Source organism: Lysobacter humi (ex Lee et al. 2017) (genome assembly GCF_054781815.1).
In genome coordinates this window covers 49506-68110 of record NZ_BAAGTR010000009.1, presented here as the reverse complement: position 1 = coordinate 68110, position 18605 = coordinate 49506, and the positions used below count along the sequence as shown (strand labels likewise).

At 71.2% G+C, this 18605-nt stretch carries 23 protein-coding genes and 1 pseudogene; 14 read left to right on the top strand and 10 right to left on the bottom strand.

The window, feature by feature from the left end; translation table 11 throughout:
* Nucleotides 1-2 precede the first annotated feature (2 nt).
* Nucleotides 3-347 (bottom strand): annotated as a pseudogene (locus tag ACYVJJ_RS07125) (PadR family transcriptional regulator); the annotation flags it as partial.
* Between the two features lie 143 nt (nt 348-490).
* Between ACYVJJ_RS07125 and ACYVJJ_RS07120 the strand changes: the two are divergent.
* The 3 genes from ACYVJJ_RS07120 to ACYVJJ_RS07110 all read left to right on the top strand — a co-directional run bounded on the left by ACYVJJ_RS07120 (nt 491) and on the right by ACYVJJ_RS07110 (nt 2333).
* The gene (locus tag ACYVJJ_RS07120; protein WP_460833376.1) at nt 491-667 is read left to right on the top strand and encodes a hypothetical protein; all 177 of its coding nucleotides are present in this window, start codon (nt 491-493) and stop codon (nt 665-667) included.
* Between the two features lie 71 nt (nt 668-738).
* Nucleotides 739-1674, top strand: coding sequence for a peptidylprolyl isomerase (locus ACYVJJ_RS07115; RefSeq protein WP_460832302.1), 936 nt, complete (start codon nt 739-741; stop codon nt 1672-1674).
* Complete coding sequence (locus ACYVJJ_RS07110; protein ID WP_460832300.1) at nt 1671-2333, top strand: hypothetical protein; 663 nt, start codon at nt 1671-1673, stop codon at nt 2331-2333. The genes ACYVJJ_RS07115 and ACYVJJ_RS07110 overlap by 4 nt, the downstream gene beginning before the upstream one ends.
* Before the next feature lie 4 nt (nt 2334-2337).
* Here ACYVJJ_RS07110 and motB read toward each other — a convergent pair whose 3' ends face one another.
* Nucleotides 2338-3339: a flagellar motor protein MotB gene (motB, locus tag ACYVJJ_RS07105; protein WP_460832298.1), complete on the bottom strand. Its 1002-nt coding sequence runs from the start codon at nt 3337-3339 to the stop codon at nt 2338-2340.
* Nucleotides 3340-3346: 7 nt separating this feature from the next.
* Nucleotides 3347-4207 carry a flagellar motor stator protein MotA gene (gene motA / locus ACYVJJ_RS07100; RefSeq protein WP_460832297.1) on the bottom strand — a complete coding sequence of 287 codons (861 nt, stop codon included), beginning with the start codon at nt 4205-4207 and terminating at the stop codon, nt 3347-3349.
* Nucleotides 4208-4385: 178 nt separating this feature from the next.
* Here motA and ACYVJJ_RS07095 point away from each other — a divergent pair, with 178 nt between their 5' ends.
* From ACYVJJ_RS07095 to ACYVJJ_RS07085, 3 genes are all read left to right on the top strand, one after another.
* A complete protein-coding gene (locus tag ACYVJJ_RS07095; protein WP_460832296.1) occupies nt 4386-4970 on the top strand; it encodes a BON domain-containing protein in 585 nt (194 codons plus the stop codon).
* 349 nt (nt 4971-5319) lie between these two features.
* Entirely contained in the window at nt 5320-5622 is a 303-nt protein-coding gene (locus ACYVJJ_RS07090; RefSeq protein ID WP_460832294.1) for a hypothetical protein, read from the top strand.
* Between the two features lie 121 nt (nt 5623-5743).
* A complete protein-coding gene (locus ACYVJJ_RS07085) occupies nt 5744-6643 on the top strand; it encodes a DUF72 domain-containing protein (protein WP_460832293.1) in 900 nt (299 codons plus the stop codon).
* Between the two features lie 90 nt (nt 6644-6733).
* Here the strand turns inward: ACYVJJ_RS07085 and ACYVJJ_RS07080 are convergent, their stop codons facing one another.
* Entirely contained in the window at nt 6734-7630 is an 897-nt protein-coding gene (locus ACYVJJ_RS07080; protein ID WP_460832291.1) for a DMT family transporter, read from the bottom strand.
* A gap of 174 nt (nt 7631-7804) precedes the next feature.
* Between ACYVJJ_RS07080 and ACYVJJ_RS07075 the strand changes: the two genes are divergently transcribed.
* Nucleotides 7805-8716 carry a LysR substrate-binding domain-containing protein gene (locus ACYVJJ_RS07075; protein WP_460832290.1) on the top strand — a complete coding sequence of 304 codons (912 nt, stop codon included), beginning with the start codon at nt 7805-7807 and terminating at the stop codon, nt 8714-8716.
* Between the two features lie 7 nt (nt 8717-8723).
* Entirely contained in the window at nt 8724-9671 is a 948-nt protein-coding gene (locus ACYVJJ_RS07070) for a DMT family transporter (RefSeq protein WP_460832288.1), read from the top strand.
* Nucleotides 9672-9677: 6 nt separating this feature from the next.
* On the opposite strand, the gene ACYVJJ_RS07065 is transcribed toward ACYVJJ_RS07070, so the two are convergent.
* Nucleotides 9678-10031 carry a cupin domain-containing protein gene (locus ACYVJJ_RS07065; protein ID WP_460832287.1) on the bottom strand — a complete coding sequence of 118 codons (354 nt, stop codon included), beginning with the start codon at nt 10029-10031 and terminating at the stop codon, nt 9678-9680.
* A 52-nt stretch (nt 10032-10083) separates the two neighbouring features.
* The gene (locus tag ACYVJJ_RS07060; RefSeq protein WP_460832286.1) at nt 10084-10947 is read right to left on the bottom strand and encodes a cupin domain-containing protein; all 864 of its coding nucleotides are present in this window, start codon (nt 10945-10947) and stop codon (nt 10084-10086) included.
* Between the two features lie 91 nt (nt 10948-11038).
* Between ACYVJJ_RS07060 and ACYVJJ_RS07055 the strand changes: the two genes are divergently transcribed.
* Nucleotides 11039-11584, top strand: a complete 546-nt coding sequence (locus tag ACYVJJ_RS07055) for a carboxymuconolactone decarboxylase family protein (protein WP_460832284.1) — start codon at nt 11039-11041, stop codon at nt 11582-11584.
* A gap of 115 nt (nt 11585-11699) precedes the next feature.
* On the opposite strand, the gene ACYVJJ_RS07050 is transcribed toward ACYVJJ_RS07055, so the two are convergent.
* Complete coding sequence (locus ACYVJJ_RS07050; RefSeq protein WP_460832283.1) at nt 11700-12083, bottom strand: VOC family protein; 384 nt, start codon at nt 12081-12083, stop codon at nt 11700-11702.
* A 138-nt stretch (nt 12084-12221) separates the two neighbouring features.
* On the opposite strand from ACYVJJ_RS07050, the gene ACYVJJ_RS07045 reads away from it, so the two are divergent.
* The gene (locus ACYVJJ_RS07045; protein WP_460832281.1) at nt 12222-12617 is read left to right on the top strand and encodes a DoxX family protein; all 396 of its coding nucleotides are present in this window, start codon (nt 12222-12224) and stop codon (nt 12615-12617) included.
* Nucleotides 12618-12619: 2 nt separating this feature from the next.
* Entirely contained in the window at nt 12620-12838 is a 219-nt protein-coding gene (locus tag ACYVJJ_RS07040) for an RNA-binding S4 domain-containing protein (protein WP_460832280.1), read from the top strand.
* A 2-nt stretch (nt 12839-12840) separates the two neighbouring features.
* Here ACYVJJ_RS07040 and ACYVJJ_RS07035 read toward each other — a convergent pair whose 3' ends face one another.
* Nucleotides 12841-13521 (bottom strand): arylesterase, encoded by a 681-nt coding sequence (locus tag ACYVJJ_RS07035; RefSeq protein WP_460832278.1) that lies wholly within the window; start codon nt 13519-13521, stop codon nt 12841-12843.
* A gap of 39 nt (nt 13522-13560) precedes the next feature.
* On the opposite strand from ACYVJJ_RS07035, the gene ACYVJJ_RS07030 reads away from it, so the two are divergent.
* Complete coding sequence (locus tag ACYVJJ_RS07030; RefSeq protein ID WP_460832277.1) at nt 13561-14280, top strand: ABC transporter ATP-binding protein; 720 nt, start codon at nt 13561-13563, stop codon at nt 14278-14280.
* Nucleotides 14280-16781 (top strand): ABC transporter permease, encoded by a 2502-nt coding sequence (locus tag ACYVJJ_RS07025; RefSeq protein ID WP_460832275.1) that lies wholly within the window; start codon nt 14280-14282, stop codon nt 16779-16781. The genes ACYVJJ_RS07030 and ACYVJJ_RS07025 overlap by 1 nt, the downstream gene beginning before the upstream one ends.
* Nucleotides 16782-16787: 6 nt before the next feature.
* Here ACYVJJ_RS07025 and ACYVJJ_RS07020 read toward each other — a convergent pair whose 3' ends face one another.
* Together ACYVJJ_RS07020 and ACYVJJ_RS07015 are read right to left on the bottom strand one after the other, a co-directional pair.
* Complete coding sequence (locus ACYVJJ_RS07020; RefSeq protein ID WP_460832274.1) at nt 16788-17072, bottom strand: hypothetical protein; 285 nt, start codon at nt 17070-17072, stop codon at nt 16788-16790.
* A gap of 467 nt (nt 17073-17539) precedes the next feature.
* Nucleotides 17540-18145: a DedA family protein gene (locus ACYVJJ_RS07015; protein WP_460832273.1), complete on the bottom strand. Its 606-nt coding sequence runs from the start codon at nt 18143-18145 to the stop codon at nt 17540-17542.
* A gap of 73 nt (nt 18146-18218) precedes the next feature.
* Between ACYVJJ_RS07015 and ACYVJJ_RS07010 the strand changes: the two genes are divergently transcribed.
* A complete protein-coding gene (locus tag ACYVJJ_RS07010; protein WP_460832271.1) occupies nt 18219-18572 on the top strand; it encodes a DUF6122 family protein in 354 nt (117 codons plus the stop codon).
* The last annotated feature ends 33 nt before the right edge of the window (nt 18573-18605 follow it).

Here is an 18605-nt window from a genome sequence, read left to right as displayed (position 1 = left end):
CCGAGGACGGCGTCGACGGAGTCGCGCGTGGCGCGCCAGGCGTCGGACCAGCGCAGGAGCACGTCGCGGCCGGCCTCGGTGATGCGGTAGTAGCGCCGGGGCGGGCCGGAGATCGAGGGCTCGACATGGCTGCCGAGCAGGCCGCCGCTCTCCAGGCCCCGGAGCACCGGGTAGAGCGCGCTCTGCTTGCCGGCGAGCACGCCTTCGAGGCCCTCCAGCCGCTTGGCGATCTGGTAGCCGTACATGGGCTCGCGCGCCTCGCCGAGCACGGCGAGCAGCGCGAGGGAGACGGTCCCTGCGCTCAGCTCCTTCTGGAACTTGCGCAGGTGGAGATCGGGATCGGACATGTCGGAGGCTCGGCCTGATGACGACTTCATCCTAGTACGCACTTCGATATACCGAAGCTGCCAGAAGTCATGCCACGGCCGCCTTGCCCCGCTGTCCACGGCATGCGCGGTAGACGGGAGCCTCCCGTCTCCGGAGCGATGCCATGAGTCAGGGCGACAAGTCGGCCTACACGGACAAGCAGAAGCGCAAGGCCGAGCACATCGAGGCGAGTGAGAAGAAGGCCGGCAAGTCGGCCGGGCAGGCCGAGCGCATCGCCTGGGCGACGGTCAACAAGCAGGACGGCGGCGGCAAGAAATCCGGCTCCGGCCGCAGCCATTGAGTCGACGGCGGCCGCCGTATCCACGCGGCGGCCGCTGGGACAGAATCGGCGGGTCCCGACCGGAGCCTGCCATGACGTCGTCGCGTGCCGTCCTCGCGCTGTCCCTCGCCCTCGCCTGCGCCGCCGCGCAGGCGGTCCCGCCGCTGCCGGTGCCGCCGCCGAAGCCGCGCACGATGCAGGAGATCCTCGACGCCTCCGCACCCACGGACTGGCGTCGCCTCGATCCGGCGAACACGTTGCTGATGGAACTCGACGGCGACCGGCGCATCGTCATCGAACTCGCGCCGCAGTTTGCGCCCGAGCACGTCGCCAACATCCGCGCGCTCGCCAAGGGCCGCTTCTGGAACGGGCTGAGCATCAACCGCTCGCAGGACGGCTTCGTCGTGCAGTGGGGCGATCCGGAGGAAGCCGAAGGCAAGCGCCGCCCGCTCGGTGCAGCGAAGGCGAAGCTGCCGGCCGAAGTCGAAGTGCGCGCGACACCCTCGCTCGATGCTGCCTGGTCGCGCCTGCCCGACGTCGATGGCTGGGCGCCGGAGGTCGGCTTCCTCGACGGCTTCTACGCCGCACGCGACCCGAAGCGTGGCGCCTACTGGCCGACGCACTGCTACGGCATGGTCGGCGCCGGGCGCGGCACGGACATCGATTCCAGCAACGGTGCGGAGCTGTACGTGGTGATCGGACAGTCCCCGCGCCAGCTCGACCGCAACATCACCACCGTCGGCCGCGTCGTGCAGGGCATGGAATGGCTGTCGACCGTGCCGCGCGGCACCGGCCCGCTCGGCTTCTTCGAGAAGCCCGAGCAACGCGTGCCGATCCGCGCGGTCCGGCTGATGAGCGACGTGCCCGCCGCCGAGCGCATCGAGCTGGAGGCGCTGCGCACGGACACGCCGCTGTTCTTCGAGCTGGTCGAGGCGCGCCGCAACCGCCGCGACGACTTCTACAAGGTGCCTGCCGGCCACATCGACCTGTGCAACGTGCCACTGCCGGTGCGCGCGGTGAAGAAGTGAGGCGCCCCGCGCTGACGCTCGCCCTGCTGTTCGGCGCGGCGCATGCGTCGGCCGCCCCGCCCGCGGAGTTCCCGAACCTTGGCGAGGACGGCGTGCGCGACGCGTTCGCCGTGGTCACGTTCGCCGAAGGCGGCGAGTTCCCGCAGTTTCCGCAGTGCGCCGAGCCCGACGTGGTCTGCATGGACCCGCCGCCGTTCTGGCTCGATACGCGCGTCGAGCAGACGATCGCCGGCACGCTGCCACCGCGGCTGGAGCTCGCCACCACGGCGCACTTCGGCATGGCGCGCTACACCACCGAGCCGCGACCGATGTTCGTCTGGATCCGCAGCGATGGCCGCGCCTACCAGATGCCGCGCTATGCAGCGGCCTACGTGCAGCGTCGCGCGGACGGCAGCTGGGTCATCCCCGCGACGGGCGACCTCCCCGGCTGGCTGCCCTGCGAGGCGATGACGCGGCGCATCGAACTCGATCCGAAGGAACTCGACGCCGCGATCGCGGTGCCGCGCGATTCGGAGCGCTATGCCGAAGCGCTGGGCTCCGGCACGTACGTCGACACGCCGGCCGGGGCGATGCCGCGCTACGGCATCCCGGTCGCGGCGCTCGCCGACCTGCTGCCCGCGCAGGGCTATCGGTTCCGCGAGTCCAGCTGCCCGCCGTAGTGCGTCAGTGGATCTGCCGCGCCGCGATGCCCGCCTTGCGCACCGGCAGGCCGCCCGGTCGCGGCAGCGGCGCCGGATCGGCCGCGCGGCCATCGCCCGCCACGCGCGGCGCATCGCTCTGCGCAGCCGCGCGCTCGGCCTCCTGGCTCAGCACGACGAGGCTGATGCGGCGGTTCTTCGGATCCGCCGGATCCTGCTTGTTGAAGGGCACCGAATCGGCAAGGCCGACGATGCGCGCGAGCTTGCCCGCGCCGTAGCCGCCTTCGATCAGGGCGCGGCGCGCGGCGTTCGCGCGCTCGGCCGACAGCTCCCAGTTGCTGTAGCCGATCCTGGCGCTGTAGGGCGTCACGTCGGTATGGCCCGCGATGGCCACGCGGTTGGGTACCTGGTCGAGGTAGGCCGCGAGCTCGATCAGGATCTGCCGCGTGTAGCCCTTCAGCTCGGGCGAACCGAGGTCGAACATCGGGCGGTTGAGCGCGTCGATGATCTGGATGCGCAGCCCCTCGGGCGTGATGTCGATCAGCAGCTGGTCCTTGAACGGCGCCATCGCCTGGCTGGCGGCGATCGCCTTGTTGAGCTTGACGCGCAGCTCCTCGAGCTTCTGCTTGTCCTGCTTTTCCTGCGCGGCGGACTTCGCGTCCTGCTTCTCCTGCCCCGTCTTGCCGCTGCCGATCCCGGGGATCTTCGCGTCGCCCGCGCCCGGCGGATTGCGCACCTGCGAGAAGATCTTGACCGGCGAATCGCCCGCGCCGCCCGGGCCCATGCGCCCCGGCACGGCGGTACTGGTCTTGCCCTGCACGGCGCTCGGGTTCTTGAAGTAGTCGGCGATGCCGCCGAGCTTCTCCTCGGGCGTGCTGGTGACCAGCCACATCACCATGAAGAAGGCCATCATCGCGGTCACGAAGTCGGCGTAGGCGACCTTCCACGAGCCGCCGTGGTGGCCGCCGCCACCGCCCTTCTTCTTGCGCACGATGATGATCGGCGCCTGCGGCTGTTGGGCGGCCATCGTCGCGTCAGCCCTTCGCGGCCTTGAGGTCGGCCTCGAGGTCCTGGAACGTCGGGCGCACGTCGGAGAACAGCAGCTTGCGCGCGAACTCGATCGCCACGCTCGGCGCATAGCCGCGCAACGAGGCGATCAGCGCCATCTTCACCACCTCGAAGGCCTTCCCGTCCTCGTGCGCGCGGTTCTCCATCGCGCTCGCGATCGGGCCGACGAAGCCGTAGGACACGAGGATGCCGAGGAACGTGCCCACCAGCGCGGAGGCCACCTTCTGGCCGATCTCGGCCGGTGGCGCACTACCGACGATGGACATGGTGTTGATGATGCCCAGCACCGCCGCGACGATGCCGAAGCCCGGCAGCGCGTCGCCGACCTTCTGCACCGAATGGGCCGGTTCCAGCGCTTCGTGGTGGTGCGTCTCCAGCTCGTACTCGAGCAGGGATTCGAGCTCGTGCGGCGCCAGGTTCCCGCCCACGATCAGACGCAGGCAGTCGGTGATGAAGTCGACCATGTGGTGGTCGCCCAGCACCTTCGAATACTTCTGGAAGACGGCGCTGTCCTTCGGATTCTCGATATGTGCCTCGATGGCCATCATGCCTTCGCGGCGCATCTTCACCAGCAGCTCGTAGATGAGCTTGAGCAGGTCGATGTAGTCCTCGCGCTTGTACTTCGGGCCGCCGAAGACACCCTTGATGCCGGCGAGAGACGCCTTGATGACCTTCATTGGCGTGGCGATGATCCACGAGCCGAGCGCGGCGCCGCAGATCACGATGATCTCGTTGACGTGCCACAGCGCCATGATCTGGCCGCCGACCATCATGAAGCCACCGAGCACGCTGCCGATGACCACGACGGCACCGATGATCAGGTACATCCCTGTAACTCCTGCGACGACGGGGGAACGCTTCGACCCCTTTCCTATCGGCCTGTGACGGGCGTCCTTTAACCGCCCGGGAAGCGGCCGTTGGCTGCCTTGTTCACGATGTTGGCGCGCCGGTCACGACGCGCGGCCTAGCCTGCGGCATCCGCTCACGCATGCCGGAGACGCAGCCATGACGCGACACGATTCCCACGCACGGGAAGGCACGAACCGTGACTTCGGTGCACGCCAGTACGAGAACATGCCCTCGGTCACCGACCACCAGGGCGGCGAGTCGCGGCGCGACGATTCCTTCGGCCCGCCCGAGCTCGGAGGCCCGCTCGACGCGCACCGCGCCGGCGACCGCCTCGCCGATGCCGAGGGCCGCTCGATCGGCGAGAGCACGCACCGTGCGATGCGGCGCGGCCGCGGCCCGAAGAACGCCACCCGCTCGGACTCGCTGATCGCCGAGGAGCTCAACGAGCGCTTCATGGACGACGACCTGCTCGACGCGAGCGAGATCCTGCTGCGCGTCGAGAATGGGCACGTCCTGCTGACCGGCGAGGTGCCCGAGCGCTGGATGAAGCACCGCGCCGAGGACATTGCCGACGCGGTGCGCGGCGTCGCCGACGTCGAGAACCGCATCCGCGTCGACAACGGCGGGGCCTCGTTCGGCACCGGCGGTGCGGTGCGTAGCGGGCTCAACCAGCCCGGCAGCGGCTTTTCCAGCTCGCCGCCCAACGAGGACTGGAAGGCACCCGACAACCGCGTCGACTGACCGGTCCCGCGCCTTCGAAACGCCCGCAGCGATGCGGGCGTTTCGCTTTGTGGGCCGACCGCGCCCGGGGTCGCGGCGCGGACGCTTTCGGCGGTGACGTCCCGGTGGATTCGGCCAGGGCGCAAGCCTGCGATCCACCCGTCGCTCGACGGTGCGACGCGCTCGATCGAATTGAGAAAACGCCGCGCCCGCCCGCCCGCCGCGCCTCTATGCGCGTGCGGCGCAGCTCGCATTCAGCTGCGCCGCACGCGTGCGCTGAATCGTTCCGTCGACGCGCTTTTCCATCACGCAGCCTTTGCCGCAGCGTGCCTAGCCTCGAAACCGCCCCCGTTTTCGATGGACGAATTCCATGCCTGTGATGCGTATGCGCGTGACCGGAAGCGACGACCACGCCCGCGCCATCGGCAACCTGCTCTCGAGCATCGATGGCATCGAGCACGTCGAGGAAGTCGCCGACCTGATGCCCCGGATGGACGATGACGATTCGAGCTCCGCCGGCCTGCCCGACGACCACGGCGCCCCGGTCCACGAGCTCGAGATCGAGGCGCCGAACGACTACACGGCGCGCCGCGTGCGCGATGCCGTCGAAGCGCTCGCCTTCGATCTCGACGTGCTGATCGAGTTCGAGAACGACGACGACTGGAACAGCTGACCGGAGACGCCTTGCACACGATCGTGCTGACGCTGGCCTGCACCGCCTCCCCGAAGCGGGAGGTGGCACGGCGTCGGTCTGCAGGTGGACCGCTGCAGCGGCGCGAAGGAGTCGCCTGACCATGCACGGCCGACCGCACGAAGTGCTGCTGTCGGACCGCACGCCCCGCTTCGAGCCGGCCGTGCCGCCCCCCGGGGTGATCGGCTCCGGCGTTCCGGCAGTCGACGGCATCCGCATCGGTGTCGGGGGCTGGACCTATGCGCCGTGGCGCCACACGTTCTATCCGCAGGGCCTGGTCACGCGCCGCGAGCTCGAGTTCGCGAGCCGCCGGTTCAGTTCGATCGAGATCAACGGCACCTTCTACGGCGCGCGGCGTGCATCTGAATACGCGCAGTGGCGGCAGCAGACGCCGCCCGGTTTCGTGTTCTCGGTGAAGGCGCCGCAGCACATCACCCAGCGGGGCCCGCTCGCGCGGTGCGGCAAGGCGGCGTGGGCCTTCCTCAACGGCGGCCTCGCCGAACTGGGCGACCGCCTGGGCCCGGTGCTCTGGCACATGCCGCCGAGCCGCGTCTTCGATGCCGACGACCTCGCCGCCTTCCTCGACCTGCTGCCGCGCACGCTCGACGGCCGCCCCCTGCGGCACGTGATCGAGCCGAGCCACCCGAGCTTCCTCGATCCGGCCTACGTGGAGGTGGCACGCGGATTCGGCGCCGGCACCGTCTTCACCGACGCGCCCGAGCTGCCCGCGCTCGGCGATGTCACCGGTCGCATCGTCTACGTTCGCCTGATGCGCTCGCGTGTGGACCTGGCGGACGGGTATACCGCCGACGAGCTCGATGCATGGCTCCGTCGCGCGCGCCTCTGGGCGCAGGGCGCGGAGGTCGAGGACCTGCCGCAGCTCGCACCCACGGCCGCATCGACCGGCCCCCGCGAGGTCTACGTCTACTTCATCGGCGGCGCGAAGCAGCGCAACCCTGCGGCCGCGATGGCGATGATCGCGCGGCACCTGCGGACGCACTAGGCGGCCGTCGAGCGGGGGCGCGATCGCGCCTCCATGCGTGAGGTCCGCTCCGGCGACGCGTCGCCCGGACCGCGAACGGCATTCGATCCGTCAGCGCGCGCGCTGGCTCATCGCCACGCTCCCGAGGATCAGCACGCCGGCGATCGCCATCCGCAGCGTCGGCGCCTCGCCGAGCAGCCACCAGGCCCAGGCGACGCCGAAGAGCGGCACGAGATACGTGACGGTCGAGGCGCGCCCCGCGCCAATACGCGCGATCAGGCGGTAGTACATGACGAAGGCGAGCCCGGTGCAGACGATTCCGAGCAGCGCGGCCGAGGCCCAGGCCGATGCGTCGGGCATGCGCGCCGGCCACTGTGCGATCGCGAAGGGCATGACGAGCAGGGCCGCGCAGGAGAGCGTCGCCGCGGCGACCGCCGCCGCGGGCAGTCCCGAAAGATGCCGGCGCACGAGGTTAATGCCCACGCCGTAGAGCAGCGCCGCGCTCGCGCCTGCGACCACCGCAGGCCCGACCTCGGCGCCCGCGATCCGTGCGCTCGCCAGCACCACCACGCCGGCGAAGCCGGCCACGAGCGTGAGGCTGCGCGTCAGGCCGATGCGCTCGCCGAAGAACAGCGCGCCGACCAGCGCGGTGAACAGCACGGTCATCGCATTGCAGATCGCGCCGACGCCGGCAGGCGCGCGCTGCGCGGCCCAGGCGAAGAGCAGGAAGGGCACGGCCGAATTGATCGCGCCGATCAGCGCGAGCTTCGGCCACAGGCGCGGCGGGAAGCGATCGCGCGCGCCCCACAGGAACGGCAGGAGCACCAGTGCACCGAGCGCGAGGCGCACCTCGACCAGCGCGAAGGGCCCGAACTGCGGCGCGGCCACGCGCATGAACATGAAGGACGCGCCCCAGATCGCGCCGAGGGCGGTGATTTCGAACGGGGTGAGCCAGCGCGCGACCGGGGCGGCCGGGAGGGCGGTGGCGAGGGTCGGTTGCGCGGCCATGCGGGGCTCCGTGGTGACGATGACGCAGGCTCGCCGCGGCGCGGACACGGCGCCATCCGATTCCTGCGCCGTGCCGCGAGCCGGGCTCGCGTCGCGACCGCCATTCTCCGCGCCGGCACGGGCTCGACAAGCGCATACTTTTCTCTCCAGCCACAAATCATGCTTGAGGCTCGAATGGGCAGTCGTGCCGAATGGCTCTCCGCGCTCGCCGCCTTCGAGGCGGCCGCGCGCCACCAGAACTTCGCGCACGCCGCGGAGGAGCTGCACCTCACCGCGAGCGCCGTGAGCCACCACGTGCGCAAGCTCGAGTCCCGCATCGGCGTCGCGCTGTTCCAGCGGCATGCGCGCGGCGTGGCACTCACGCCGGCCGGCCGCCAGCTCGCCGACGCCGCCAGCAGCTCGCTCGCCGACCTCGACGACGTGCTGCGCGCACTGCGCGCCGACAGCCAGGACCAGGACCTCGTGCGCGTGGCGACGCTCCATTCGCTCACCTGCGGCTGGTTGCTGCCGCGCCTTCCGGAGTTCACGGCGGCGCATCCGGGGATCCGCATCTCGATCGAGACCGGCTTCGCGCTCACCCGCTTCGACGAGGGCGGCCCGGACCTCGGCATCCGCCTGGGCCCGGGCCAGTGGACGGGGCTCAACGCGCAGTACCTGATGGGCGAGACCCTGTTTCCCGTCGCCGCCCCGACCATGCCGGGCTTCGACGGCATCACGGATGCCCGCGACATCGCACGCCTGCCGCTGATCGCCGACAACGCGCGGCAGGGCTGGCAGGACTGGTTCCGGGCCGCGAAGGTGCGCGGCATGCCGCTGGACGAGCGCTACCGCTTCACCGATTCCATGGGCGCGCTCACCGCCGCCACCTTCGGCCTCGGCCCGGCGCTGGCCCGCGAGCACATCGTGCAGTCCTTCCTGCGCGACGGCTCGCTCGCCCGGCTGCCGGGGCCGGACGTCGGCGCACGCTGGGCCTACTACGTCGTGCACCCCTCGCACCGCCGGCTGCGCGGCTCCGCGCGGCGCTTCGCCGACTGGCTGCTCTCGCTGCGCCCGCCCGTGCCCGACGGCGACGCTGCGCATCGATAATGCACGGATGACGTCGACCCCCGAAACGCGCCGCGCCTTCCTGCAGATCCACGCCTGCGTCGTCCTCTGGGGCTTCACCGCGATCCTCGGCAAGCTGATCACGCTGCCGGCGCTGCCGCTGGTGTGGTGGCGCATGCTCGTCGTCGTGGCCGTGCTCGCGCTGGTGCCGCGCGTCTGGCGGTCGCTGCGCGCGATGCCGGCGCGGCTGGTGCTCGCGTATTCGGGCATCGGCGTGCTGGTCGCGCTGCACTGGCTCACGTTCTATGCGTCGATCAAGCTCTCGAATGCCTCGGTCGGCGCGACATGCATCGCACTGGGCACGGTGTTCACCGCGCTCGCCGAGCCGTGGCTCGCCCGTACGAAGTTCCAGCCGCGCGACCTGCTGCTGGGCGTGGCGGTACTGCCCGGCGTGGCGCTGGTGGTCGGTGGCGTGCCCGAGGGGATGCGCGCGGGCATCGCGGTCGGCACGCTGTCGGCGATCCTCGTCGCGCTGTTCGGCTCGCTCAACAAGCGTTTCGTCGAACATGGCGACGCACTCACCGTGACCGCGGTCGAGCTCGGCGCCGGCACGCTCGCGCTCACCGCGCTCGCGCCGCTGATGGCGCTGCTGTGGCCCGGCGAGGGCCTGTCGTTCGAACTGCCGTCCATGCGCGATGCGCTCTACCTCGGTGCGCTCGCGATCGGCTGCACGCTGCTGCCCTACGTGCTCTCGCTCGTCGCGCTACGGCACATGAGCGCATTCGCCGCGCAGCTCGCGGTGAACCTCGAGCCGGTCTATGCGATCGTCCTCGCGATCGCTCTGCTCGGCGAGCAGCGCGAGCTCACGCCGCAGTTCTACGTCGGCGTGGCGATCATCCTCGGCGCGGTGCTCGCCTACCCGCTGCTGCACCGCCTGCGACGCATCGAGCATCCCGAGATGCTGGCGGCGTCGGAGTCGAAGGGGATGGTCGACTGAGGCCGTTCACTTCCGACCCGGTCCCTTCGGATCGCCGTCGCGCGCGAAGGCCGGCGGGTAGTAGAAGTTGAGCGTGCGCAGCAGGCCGCGCCCGGTGTTGCGGACCTCGTGGCGCTCGCCCTTCTCGATCACCAGCAGCCGGCCGGGCTCGAGCGCGATCCGTCGCTTGCGGCCGTCCACCTCGACCACCGCCACGCCACGGCCGTCCACCACATAGAGCCACTGGTCAGCGCCGCGATGGCGATTGTCGTCGCCACCTTCCGAATCGCCGGGCGCCAGAACCATCTCCGCGCACTGCGCCTTCCGCACCTCGAATGCGACGCGGAATCCTTCGCCGAACCTCAGCTTCTTCGTATGCATGGTGCCTCCATCGCGGAAGGCTCGCAGGCTGCGCGTGCAGGCGCGATCGACGTCAGGCCGTCTTGCGCCGCCAGTCGCGCGGCGTCATGCCCAGGCGCGCCTTGAACGCCCGCGCGAGCGCCGCGGGGCTCTCGTAGCCGACCTCGCCGGCGACCTGCTTGATCGGGCGATCGCGGCGCAGCAGGTCCTGCGCGACGGCGATCCGCCAGCCTGCGAGATAGTCCGCCGGCGTCGTGCCGACGGTGTCGCGGAAGGCGCCGGCAAAGCGCGTGCGCGACATGCCGGCGACGGTGGCGAGCGATTCCAGCGTCCACGCGCGCTGCGGCGCCTCGTGCATCGCCACGAGCGCATGGCGCAGGCGCGGGTGCGCGAGGCCGGCGAGCAGCCCGCCGCCGGCGCTCCCCTCGGCGAGCGCATGGCGCAACAGCTGCACGAGGAGCACCTCGAAAAGACGGTCGACCACAAGCTGACGCCCGCAAAGCGCGTCGAAGGCCTCGTCGAACAGCAGTGCGACGGTGGCGGCGAGGCGACCCTCGGCCGGCAGCGGCACCTGCATGCAGCCGGGCAGCGCGCACGGGATGGGATTCGCATCGTCCCCGCCGAAGGCGACGGTCGCGCAGGTCATGTCGGCGCCGACGTCGGGATCGGTGATGAAGCGGTGCGGCAGCGGGCGCGGATAGAACAGCAGCACCGGGCCGTCCACAGTGAAGACCGCGCCGTCCGCGTTGTGCACCTCCACGCGCCCGCGCCGCACCACGTGCACGTGGCCGCGCCCGGGCACCGCGTGCAGCTCGTTGATCCCGCACAGCGGTCCGGAGTGGAAGAGCTCCGCCTGCACGCCGAAACGGCGCAGCAGGGCATCGAGGCGGTCGACCGGAGACTCGGATGGCGCCTGCAACATGGGTACGACCTGCATCGTTTCGTGAACGAATTGCCGCCTATCGTACCGCCGCCCCACGGAGACTGTCGTCGTGCCCGGTGCACACCCTCAATCCAGGAGACACGACATGCCCGCCATCCGCCCGATCGACCCGCAGCAGGCCGATACCGCCACCGCCCAGACCCTCGCCGGCGTCCGCGCCAAGTTCGGCCTGGTTCCCAACATGATGGCCACCATGGCCCATGCCCCCGCCGTGCTCGACGGCTACCTCAAGCTCGCCGGCGCACTGTCGGGCGGGCGCCTGTCCGCGAAGCGCCGCGAGGCGATCGCGCTCGCCGTGGCGCAGGCCAACCGCTGCGGCTACTGCCTCGCGGCGCACACCGCGCTCGGCGGCCTGGCCGGACTGTCGGCCGACGAGCAGGCCGCGGCCCGCGACGGCGCGGCACGCGATCCCGCCGACGCCGCGCTGCTGCGCCTGGCACGCGGCATCGTCGAAACGAAAGGCCATCCGGCCGAAGCCGACGTCGCCGCCTTCCGCGCACAGGGCTTCGGCGACGCGGAGCTGCTCGAGGTCGTCGCGAACGTCGCGCTCAACATCTACACGAACTACGTGAACCACATCGCCGATCCGGAGATCGACTTCACGCCGGTACCGCTCGACCGCGCGGCCTGAGCCTCACCCGCGAAACGATGGAGGCGCCGGTTGTCGGCGCCTCCGATCGCGTGCAGCCCTTCCGGGCCCATCGGCCGCGGCGGCCGCGGCGGCCGCGTCCTGCCGTCGGGCGCCGTCAGCCCGGCGCGAACGTCATGTAGCAGGCGTTGAGCTTGTTGCCGTCGAGGTCGCGGAAATAGGCCGCGTAGAAGCCCGGAAAGCGCTCCCCGGGCGCGCCCTCGCAGGTGCCGCCCAGCTCGAGCGCCTTCGCGTGCATCGCGTCGACCTGCGCGGCGTCCTTCGCCTCCAGCGCGACCATCGTGCCGTTGCCGACCGTCGCCGCCTCCTTGTTGAACGGGATCGTGATGCCCAGGCCCGCGCCGTCCTTCGAATTGCCGTAGGCGATGAAATAGCCCGGCTCCTCCATCATGCGCTTGGCGCCGATCACGGCGAGCAGTTCGTCGTAGAAGCGCGCCGCGCGGTCGAGGTCGTTCGTACCGAGCGTGGTGTAGGCGATCATCGATGTGCCCCTCCATTGGAAAGCGCCGATGGTAGGACGCCCCGGCGACGGCGCCAGTGCCACTGGACCGTGCCCGATCGCGCAGACAGGCGCGGACGCGCCGACTATCCTCCTCCGCAGCATCGACCCGGGGGATCCATGAACGCCAATACCCAGCACGACATCGCCAAGCTCCTGCTGCGCGTCACGCTCGGCCTGCTCGTCCTGTTCCATGGCCTGGCCAAGCTCAACGGCGGCATGGGCGGGATCGTCGGCATGGTCGAGTCGCGCGGCTTTCCCGGGGCGCTCGGCTACGGGGTCCTCCTCGGCGAGGTGATCGGCCCGCTGATGCTCATCGCGGGCTTCCATGCGCGCATCGGCGCGGTACTGGTCTTCCTCAACATGGTGTTCGCGATCCTGCTCGTGCACATGGGCGAGCTCGGCGCCTTCGGCCGCCAGGGCGGCTGGGCCCTCGAGCTGCAGGCGATGTTCCTCATGTCGGCGCTCGCGCTCGCCCTCCTCGGGCCCGGGCGCTACAGCGTCAACGAGCGCTGAGCATGCAGTCGATCGACTTCGAGCTGGACCGCGAGTACGTCGAGCTCAACCAGCTGCTCAAGCTCGTCGGCCTGTGCGACAGCGGTGGCGCCGGCAAGCAGATCGTCGCGAGCGGCACCGTCACCGTCGACGGCCAGGTCGAACTGCGCAAGACGTGCAAGATCCACGCGGGCCAGGTGGTGCGCCTGGACGACGTGGAGATCCGCATCAGGCAGGGCTGACGTCACTTCACCAGCGGCTGCAGCGTCGGCCAGACGTGGTCGAGCAGCTTGCCCTGCACGGCCGCGGTGGGATGCAGGTTGTCCGACTGGAAGGCCGCGCGCGTGAGCATGATCGGCTCGAGGAAGAACGGCACCAGCGCGGCGCGGCGCTGCTGCGCCACCTTCGTGTACGCGTTGGCGAAGCTCTCGGTGTAGGCGCGGCCCATGTTGGGCGGCATGCGCATGCCGAGCACCACCACCTTCGCGCCGGCGGCCTGCGACATCCGCACCATCGCGTCGAGGTTGGCCTGCATGCGTGCCACCGGCAACCCGCGCAGGCCGTCGTTCGCGCCGAGCTCGATCACCACCACCGCCGGCCGCACGCGCTGCAGCTGACGCGGCAGGCGCGACAGGCCGCCCGCGGTCGTCTCGCCACTCACGCTCGCATTGACCACGCTCCAGCCGGGGCGCTGCGCCTTCAGGCGCTTGTCCAGCAGGCCGACCCAGCCCTGGTCGGCACGGATGCCGTAGGCCGCCGACAGCGAATCCCCGAGCACGAGCACCGTGCGGGTGGTGCGCATCTTCCCGGTGCCGGCCTGCGTATCCCGGACCGGTGCGAGGAGAAGGGCGAGCGCCATGAGTGCCCAGACCATCCAATGCCACTGTTGAACCGGCGCCCGTCGGGCGTCATATGCAGATCTCATCGTCATCTCCGGCCGCCTCCGGCCCTGCCTGGAACCATCATGGTCGAAACCTTCGTGAACCCCGCCGCAAGGACCGTCCCCGCCGCACTCGGGGCCGAGGGCCTCGGCAAGCGCGTCCGACTGCCGGCCGGCGACCTCGTGATCCTGCAGGACATCGGCTTCTCGATCGCGCCGGGCGAATCCGTCGCCGTCGTTGGCGCGTCGGGCTCGGGCAAGAGCACGCTGCTCTCGCTCCTCGCCGGACTGGACGTGCCGAGCGCCGGCCGCGTAGTGCTCGACGGCACCGCGCTGTCGACGCTCGACGAGGACGGCCGCGCCCGCGTGCGTGGCGAGAAGGTGGGGTTCGTCTTCCAGAATTTCCAGTTGCTGCCCTCGCTCACCGCGCTCGAGAACGTGATGCTCCCGCTGGAGCTCCGCGGCGATGCGGACGCGGAAGGCCCCGCGCGCGCGATCCTCGAGCGCGTCGGCCTCGGCGAGCGGCTCGGCCACTACCCGCGCCAGCTTTCCGGCGGCGAGCAGCAGCGCGTCGCGCTGGCCCGCGCCTTCGTCGCGCGACCCGGCCTGCTGTTCGCCGACGAGCCCACCGGCAACCTCGACACGCGCACCGGCGCCTCGATCATCGAGCTCCTGTTCGAGCTCAATGCGCAGGCCGGCACCACGCTCGTGCTGGTCACGCACGACGACGCGCTCGCCGCGCGCTGCTCGCGCCGCCTGCGGCTCGACGGCGGCCGCCTCGTCGACGACACGAAGGCCGCCTGATGCGCGCCCTCGCCCTCGCCTGGCGCCAGTTGCGCCGCGACCTCCGCGCCGGTGAAGTCCGCATCCTGCTCGGCGCGCTCGTGCTCGCCGTACTCGCAGTCACCTCGGTGGGCTTCGTCACGGATCGCGCCGCGCGCGCGCTCGCCATCGAAGCCAATCGCCTGCTCGGGGGTGATGCCGTGGTGCGCGGCGACGGCCCGCCGCCGAAGGCGATCCTCGACGCCGCGCGCGCACCGGGCCTGCGCAGTACGGCCACGCGCGAGCTCACCACGATGGCAAGCGTCGGTGAAGGCGATGCCGCGCGCCTGAAGCTCGCGGACCTGCGCGCCGTCGGCCGCGGCTTTCCGCTGCGCGGCCGCTTCGGCCTGATCGACGCGCAGGGCCGCGAGACCAGCTCGAACTCGATCCCCGCTCGCGGCACCGCGTGGATGAGCCGCAGCGGCGCGCAGGCCCTCGATGCGCGCATCGGCGACGTGGTCGAGATCGGTGAATCGCGCTTCCGGCTCGCGGCGCTCGTCACGCAGGAGCCCGATGCGGCAATCGACTACTTCAACGTCGCTCCGCGGGTGCTGATCCATATCGACGACCTGTCGGCCACCGGGCTCGTGCAGGAAGGCAGCCGCATCCAGCACCGCCTGGTGGTGGCCGGCGATGCCGCCGCCGTCGACCGCTTCAACCGCGTGGCGAAGGCCGCGCTCGGCCGCGGCCAGCGCCTGGAGACGATCGGCGATGCGCGGCCGGAAGTGCGCTCGGCGCTCGATCGCGCGGGCCGCTTCCTCGGCCTCGCGGCGATGGTCTCGGTGATGCTCGCGGCGGTCGCGGTCGCGATGGCCGCGCGCCGGCACAGCGCACGGCATCGCTCGGGCGTGGCGGTGATGCGCTGCCTCGGCGCGAGTCAGTGGACGATCGTCGCGATCCAGGTCGGCGAGCTGGTGCTGCTCGGGCTCGTCGCTTCGATCGTCGGCGTCGCGCTCGCATGGGCCCTGCAGTGGGGCGTCGGCGAATGGCTCGGCCGCGAACTTGGACTCTCGATCCCACCAGCGAGCCTGATGCCCGCGCTCGAGGGCCTCGCGCTCGGGCTCGTCGTGCTGCTCGCCTTCGGTGCGCCGCCGGTGCTCGCGCTGCGGCGCGTGCCGGCATTGCGCGTGCTTCGTCGCGACGTCGGCGCCGCCGAGCCGAGTGCCTGGATCGTCGGCACGCTCGGCATCGCCGCGCTCGGCGCGCTGCTGTGGTGGAAGGCCGGCTCGGCCACGCTCGGTACGGCGATGCTCGGCGGCCTCGTCGCCACGCTCGGCGTGCTGGCCCTGCTCGCCTGGGCGCTCGTGCTCGCGGTACGCGCGCTGCGCGGTCGCCTGCGCGGGGCGATGCGCTACGGCCTGGCGAACGTGAGCCGCCGCGCGGGGGCGAGCGTCGCGCAGATCTGCGCGCTCGGCCTCGGCCTGATGGCCCTGCTCCTGCTCACCTACGTGCGCACCGACCTGCTCGACCGCTGGCAGCGCTCGCTGTCCGCCGATGCGCCCAACCGCTTCGTCGTGGGGGTGCAGGACGAGCAGGTGCCGGATGTGCGCGCCTTCGTGCGTGCCGAAGGGCTCGATACGCCGACGCTCTTCCCGATGATCCGCGCGCGGCTCGTCGCGAAGAACGGCATGCCGGTGAGCGGCGGGCAGTACGCGGACGAGCGTGCGAAGCGGCTCGCCGAGCGCGAATTCAACCTGTCGAGCGCGGGCGCGCCGGAACCCAGCAACCGCATCGTCCAGGGCCGCTGGTGGACCGGTACGCCGCGTACGCCCGAGCTTTCGGTCGAAGTGGAATTCGCCGAGCGCCTGGGCTGGACGCTCGGCGACCGCATCGCCTTCGACATCGCGGGCGAGCCGTTCGAGGCGCGCATCACGTCCCTGCGCGAAGTCGACTGGGAGAGCTTCCGGCCGAACTTCTTCGTCGTCGCCTCGCCGGGCGCACTAGACGGCTACGCGGCGAGCTGGATCACCGCGGTGCGCGTGCCGGCGTCGCAGCCGCGCTTCACCGCGCGCTTGGTCGACCGTTTCCCCAACCTCACGGTGATCGACGTGGAAGCGGTGCTCGCGCAGGTGCGCGCAACGGGCGACCAGGTCTCCACCGTCGTGCAGGTCGTGTTCTGGTTCTCGCTCGTCGCCGGCGTGCTGGTGCTCGCCGCCGCGGTCACCGCGAGCCAGGACGAGCGCCTGCTCGAGGGCGGCGTGATGCGCGTGCTCGGCGCGAGCCGGCGCCAGCTTCGCGCGGCGCAGGCCTCGGAGTTCATCGCGGTCGGGCTGCTGTCGGGCGTGGTCGCCGCGGTCGCGGCCTCGGTGCTGGCTGGCGTGGTGGCCACGCGCGTCTTCGACCTGCCGTGGGAATTCGACCCCGTGCCGATGCTGGTCGGGGCGCTCGCGGGCAGTGCCGCGGCGCTGGTGGCGGGCCTGCTCGCGACGCGGCGCGTGCTCGACGCGCCGCCGTCGGTGACGCTGCGCGAACTGCAGGAATGAGCGGGTTCAGGCCATCCCGGCGAAGCCCGGTGCGGACCGTGCGAACTCCGGTATCCGGCCGTTCTGGCTGGCGAGCGCGCAGCGGATCATCGTCGCATCGTCGCCGCGCGCGATCGCCCAGGCATCGAGGCCGATGCCGAGCACGAGCGACGGGCTGAGGACCGCGAGGTCGACTTCGGCCACGCCGAGGTCGAGTGCGCCGAGTTCCGTGGCGGCGCCGAGGCTCGCCTCGATGCGTTCGGCCACGACGTGCACGCTGCCGTCGTCGACCTGGAAAGCGTGCAGGCGCATGGCTCCTCCGTTGGAGCGGGTGGCGACGCCATCCTGGGGTCACCGGCCGGGCCGCGGCGGGCGGCCACCGTCATCGCCCTCCCGAGAGACCCCGGCATCGCGATGCCGGGGTCCCGTGCCTCGCAGGAGGCTCATCCGTTCTCCGGATGGGCGACGGAGGACCGCCGCGGATTCACGCTGCGCCGACACCTGTTATGCGGCCGTGACAGCCGCATAAAAAAACCCCGGGGCGAAGCCCGGGGCCGGAGAGAGTGGACACCATCTGCGTGCAGCGATTGCAGGGCGAGCATCGTCAAGCGGCCGTGAGCCGGCCGTGACGAAAAGAAGCCCCGGGCATGCTGGGGCGTTCAAGCCGATCCGCGACGATCCTGTGCACCGTCTCGTCGGGGGCCGCTGTGGGTGCCTGAGCTTTGCTTGTCGGCGGCCTGTACCGACACTGGGCCGCGCAGCGTTAACCGCGCATGAGTTCACCGCGCGTGGCGTGCGTCGAAGCGCAGCACGCGCCAGGCGTAGATCGCGAGCATCGCGCCGAGGACGACCTTGCTGATCGTGCCGACATGGTGGCCGATCTGCACGAAGTTCTCGCCGAGCCGAAAACCGAGCCAGGCCAGCCCCGCCGACCATGCGAAGGAGCCGACCGCCGTCGCGACGACGAAGCGTGGCAGCGGCATGCGATGGATCCCCGCGGGGATCGAGATCAGCGATCGAACGCCCGGCACCAGCCGGCCGAGGAGCACGACCCAGACCCCGTGACGTTCGAACCAGCGCTCGGCGCGATCGATGTCGCGCGGTGAAAGGGTCAGCCAGCGCCCGTGGCGCCGCGCGAAGCCGCGAATGCGCTCGCCGCCGACCCAGCGCCCCAGTGCGTAGAAGCCGAGCGCGCCCAGCACCGAACCCAGCGTGCCCGCCAGTGCTGCGCCCCACAGCGTGAACCGCCCTTGCGACACCATGAAGCCCGCGAGCGGCATCACGAGTTCCGAGGGGATCGGCGGAAAGACGTTCTCGACGAACATCAGCAATGCGAGGCCCGCATAGCCGCCGGCGTCGAGCATGCGGGTGATCCAGTCGTCCATGCGACCTCCTTGCGCGAGCCTCGTCGGCGTCCCGTGCAGGCGACGTCGCCACGCTGCCGCTACCCTCTCAACGATGCCCGACCTTGCGCTGCGACCCATCCTCCACCTAGTGCTGCATGCGCTCGTGCCGCTCGCGATCGCGCTCGCCTTCCACCGCCCGTACTGGCGTCGCGCGTGGCTCTGGATGCTCGCGGGCTGGCTGATCGACGTCGACCACCTTCTGGCCGACCCGATCTACGCCCCGGGCCGCTGCAGCATCGGCTTCCATCCGCTCCATACCGCCCCGGCGGTGCTCGCCTACGTGCTGCTGCTCCTGCCGCGCCGTACCCGGCTGCTCGCGACCGGGCTGCTCGTGCACATCGGGCTCGATGCGATCGATTGCGTCGCGATGCACCCGCCTGCTACGGCCGCCTTGCCGCATCCGTGACCACGCGGCGCCTAACGTCGCAGGTCAACGCCT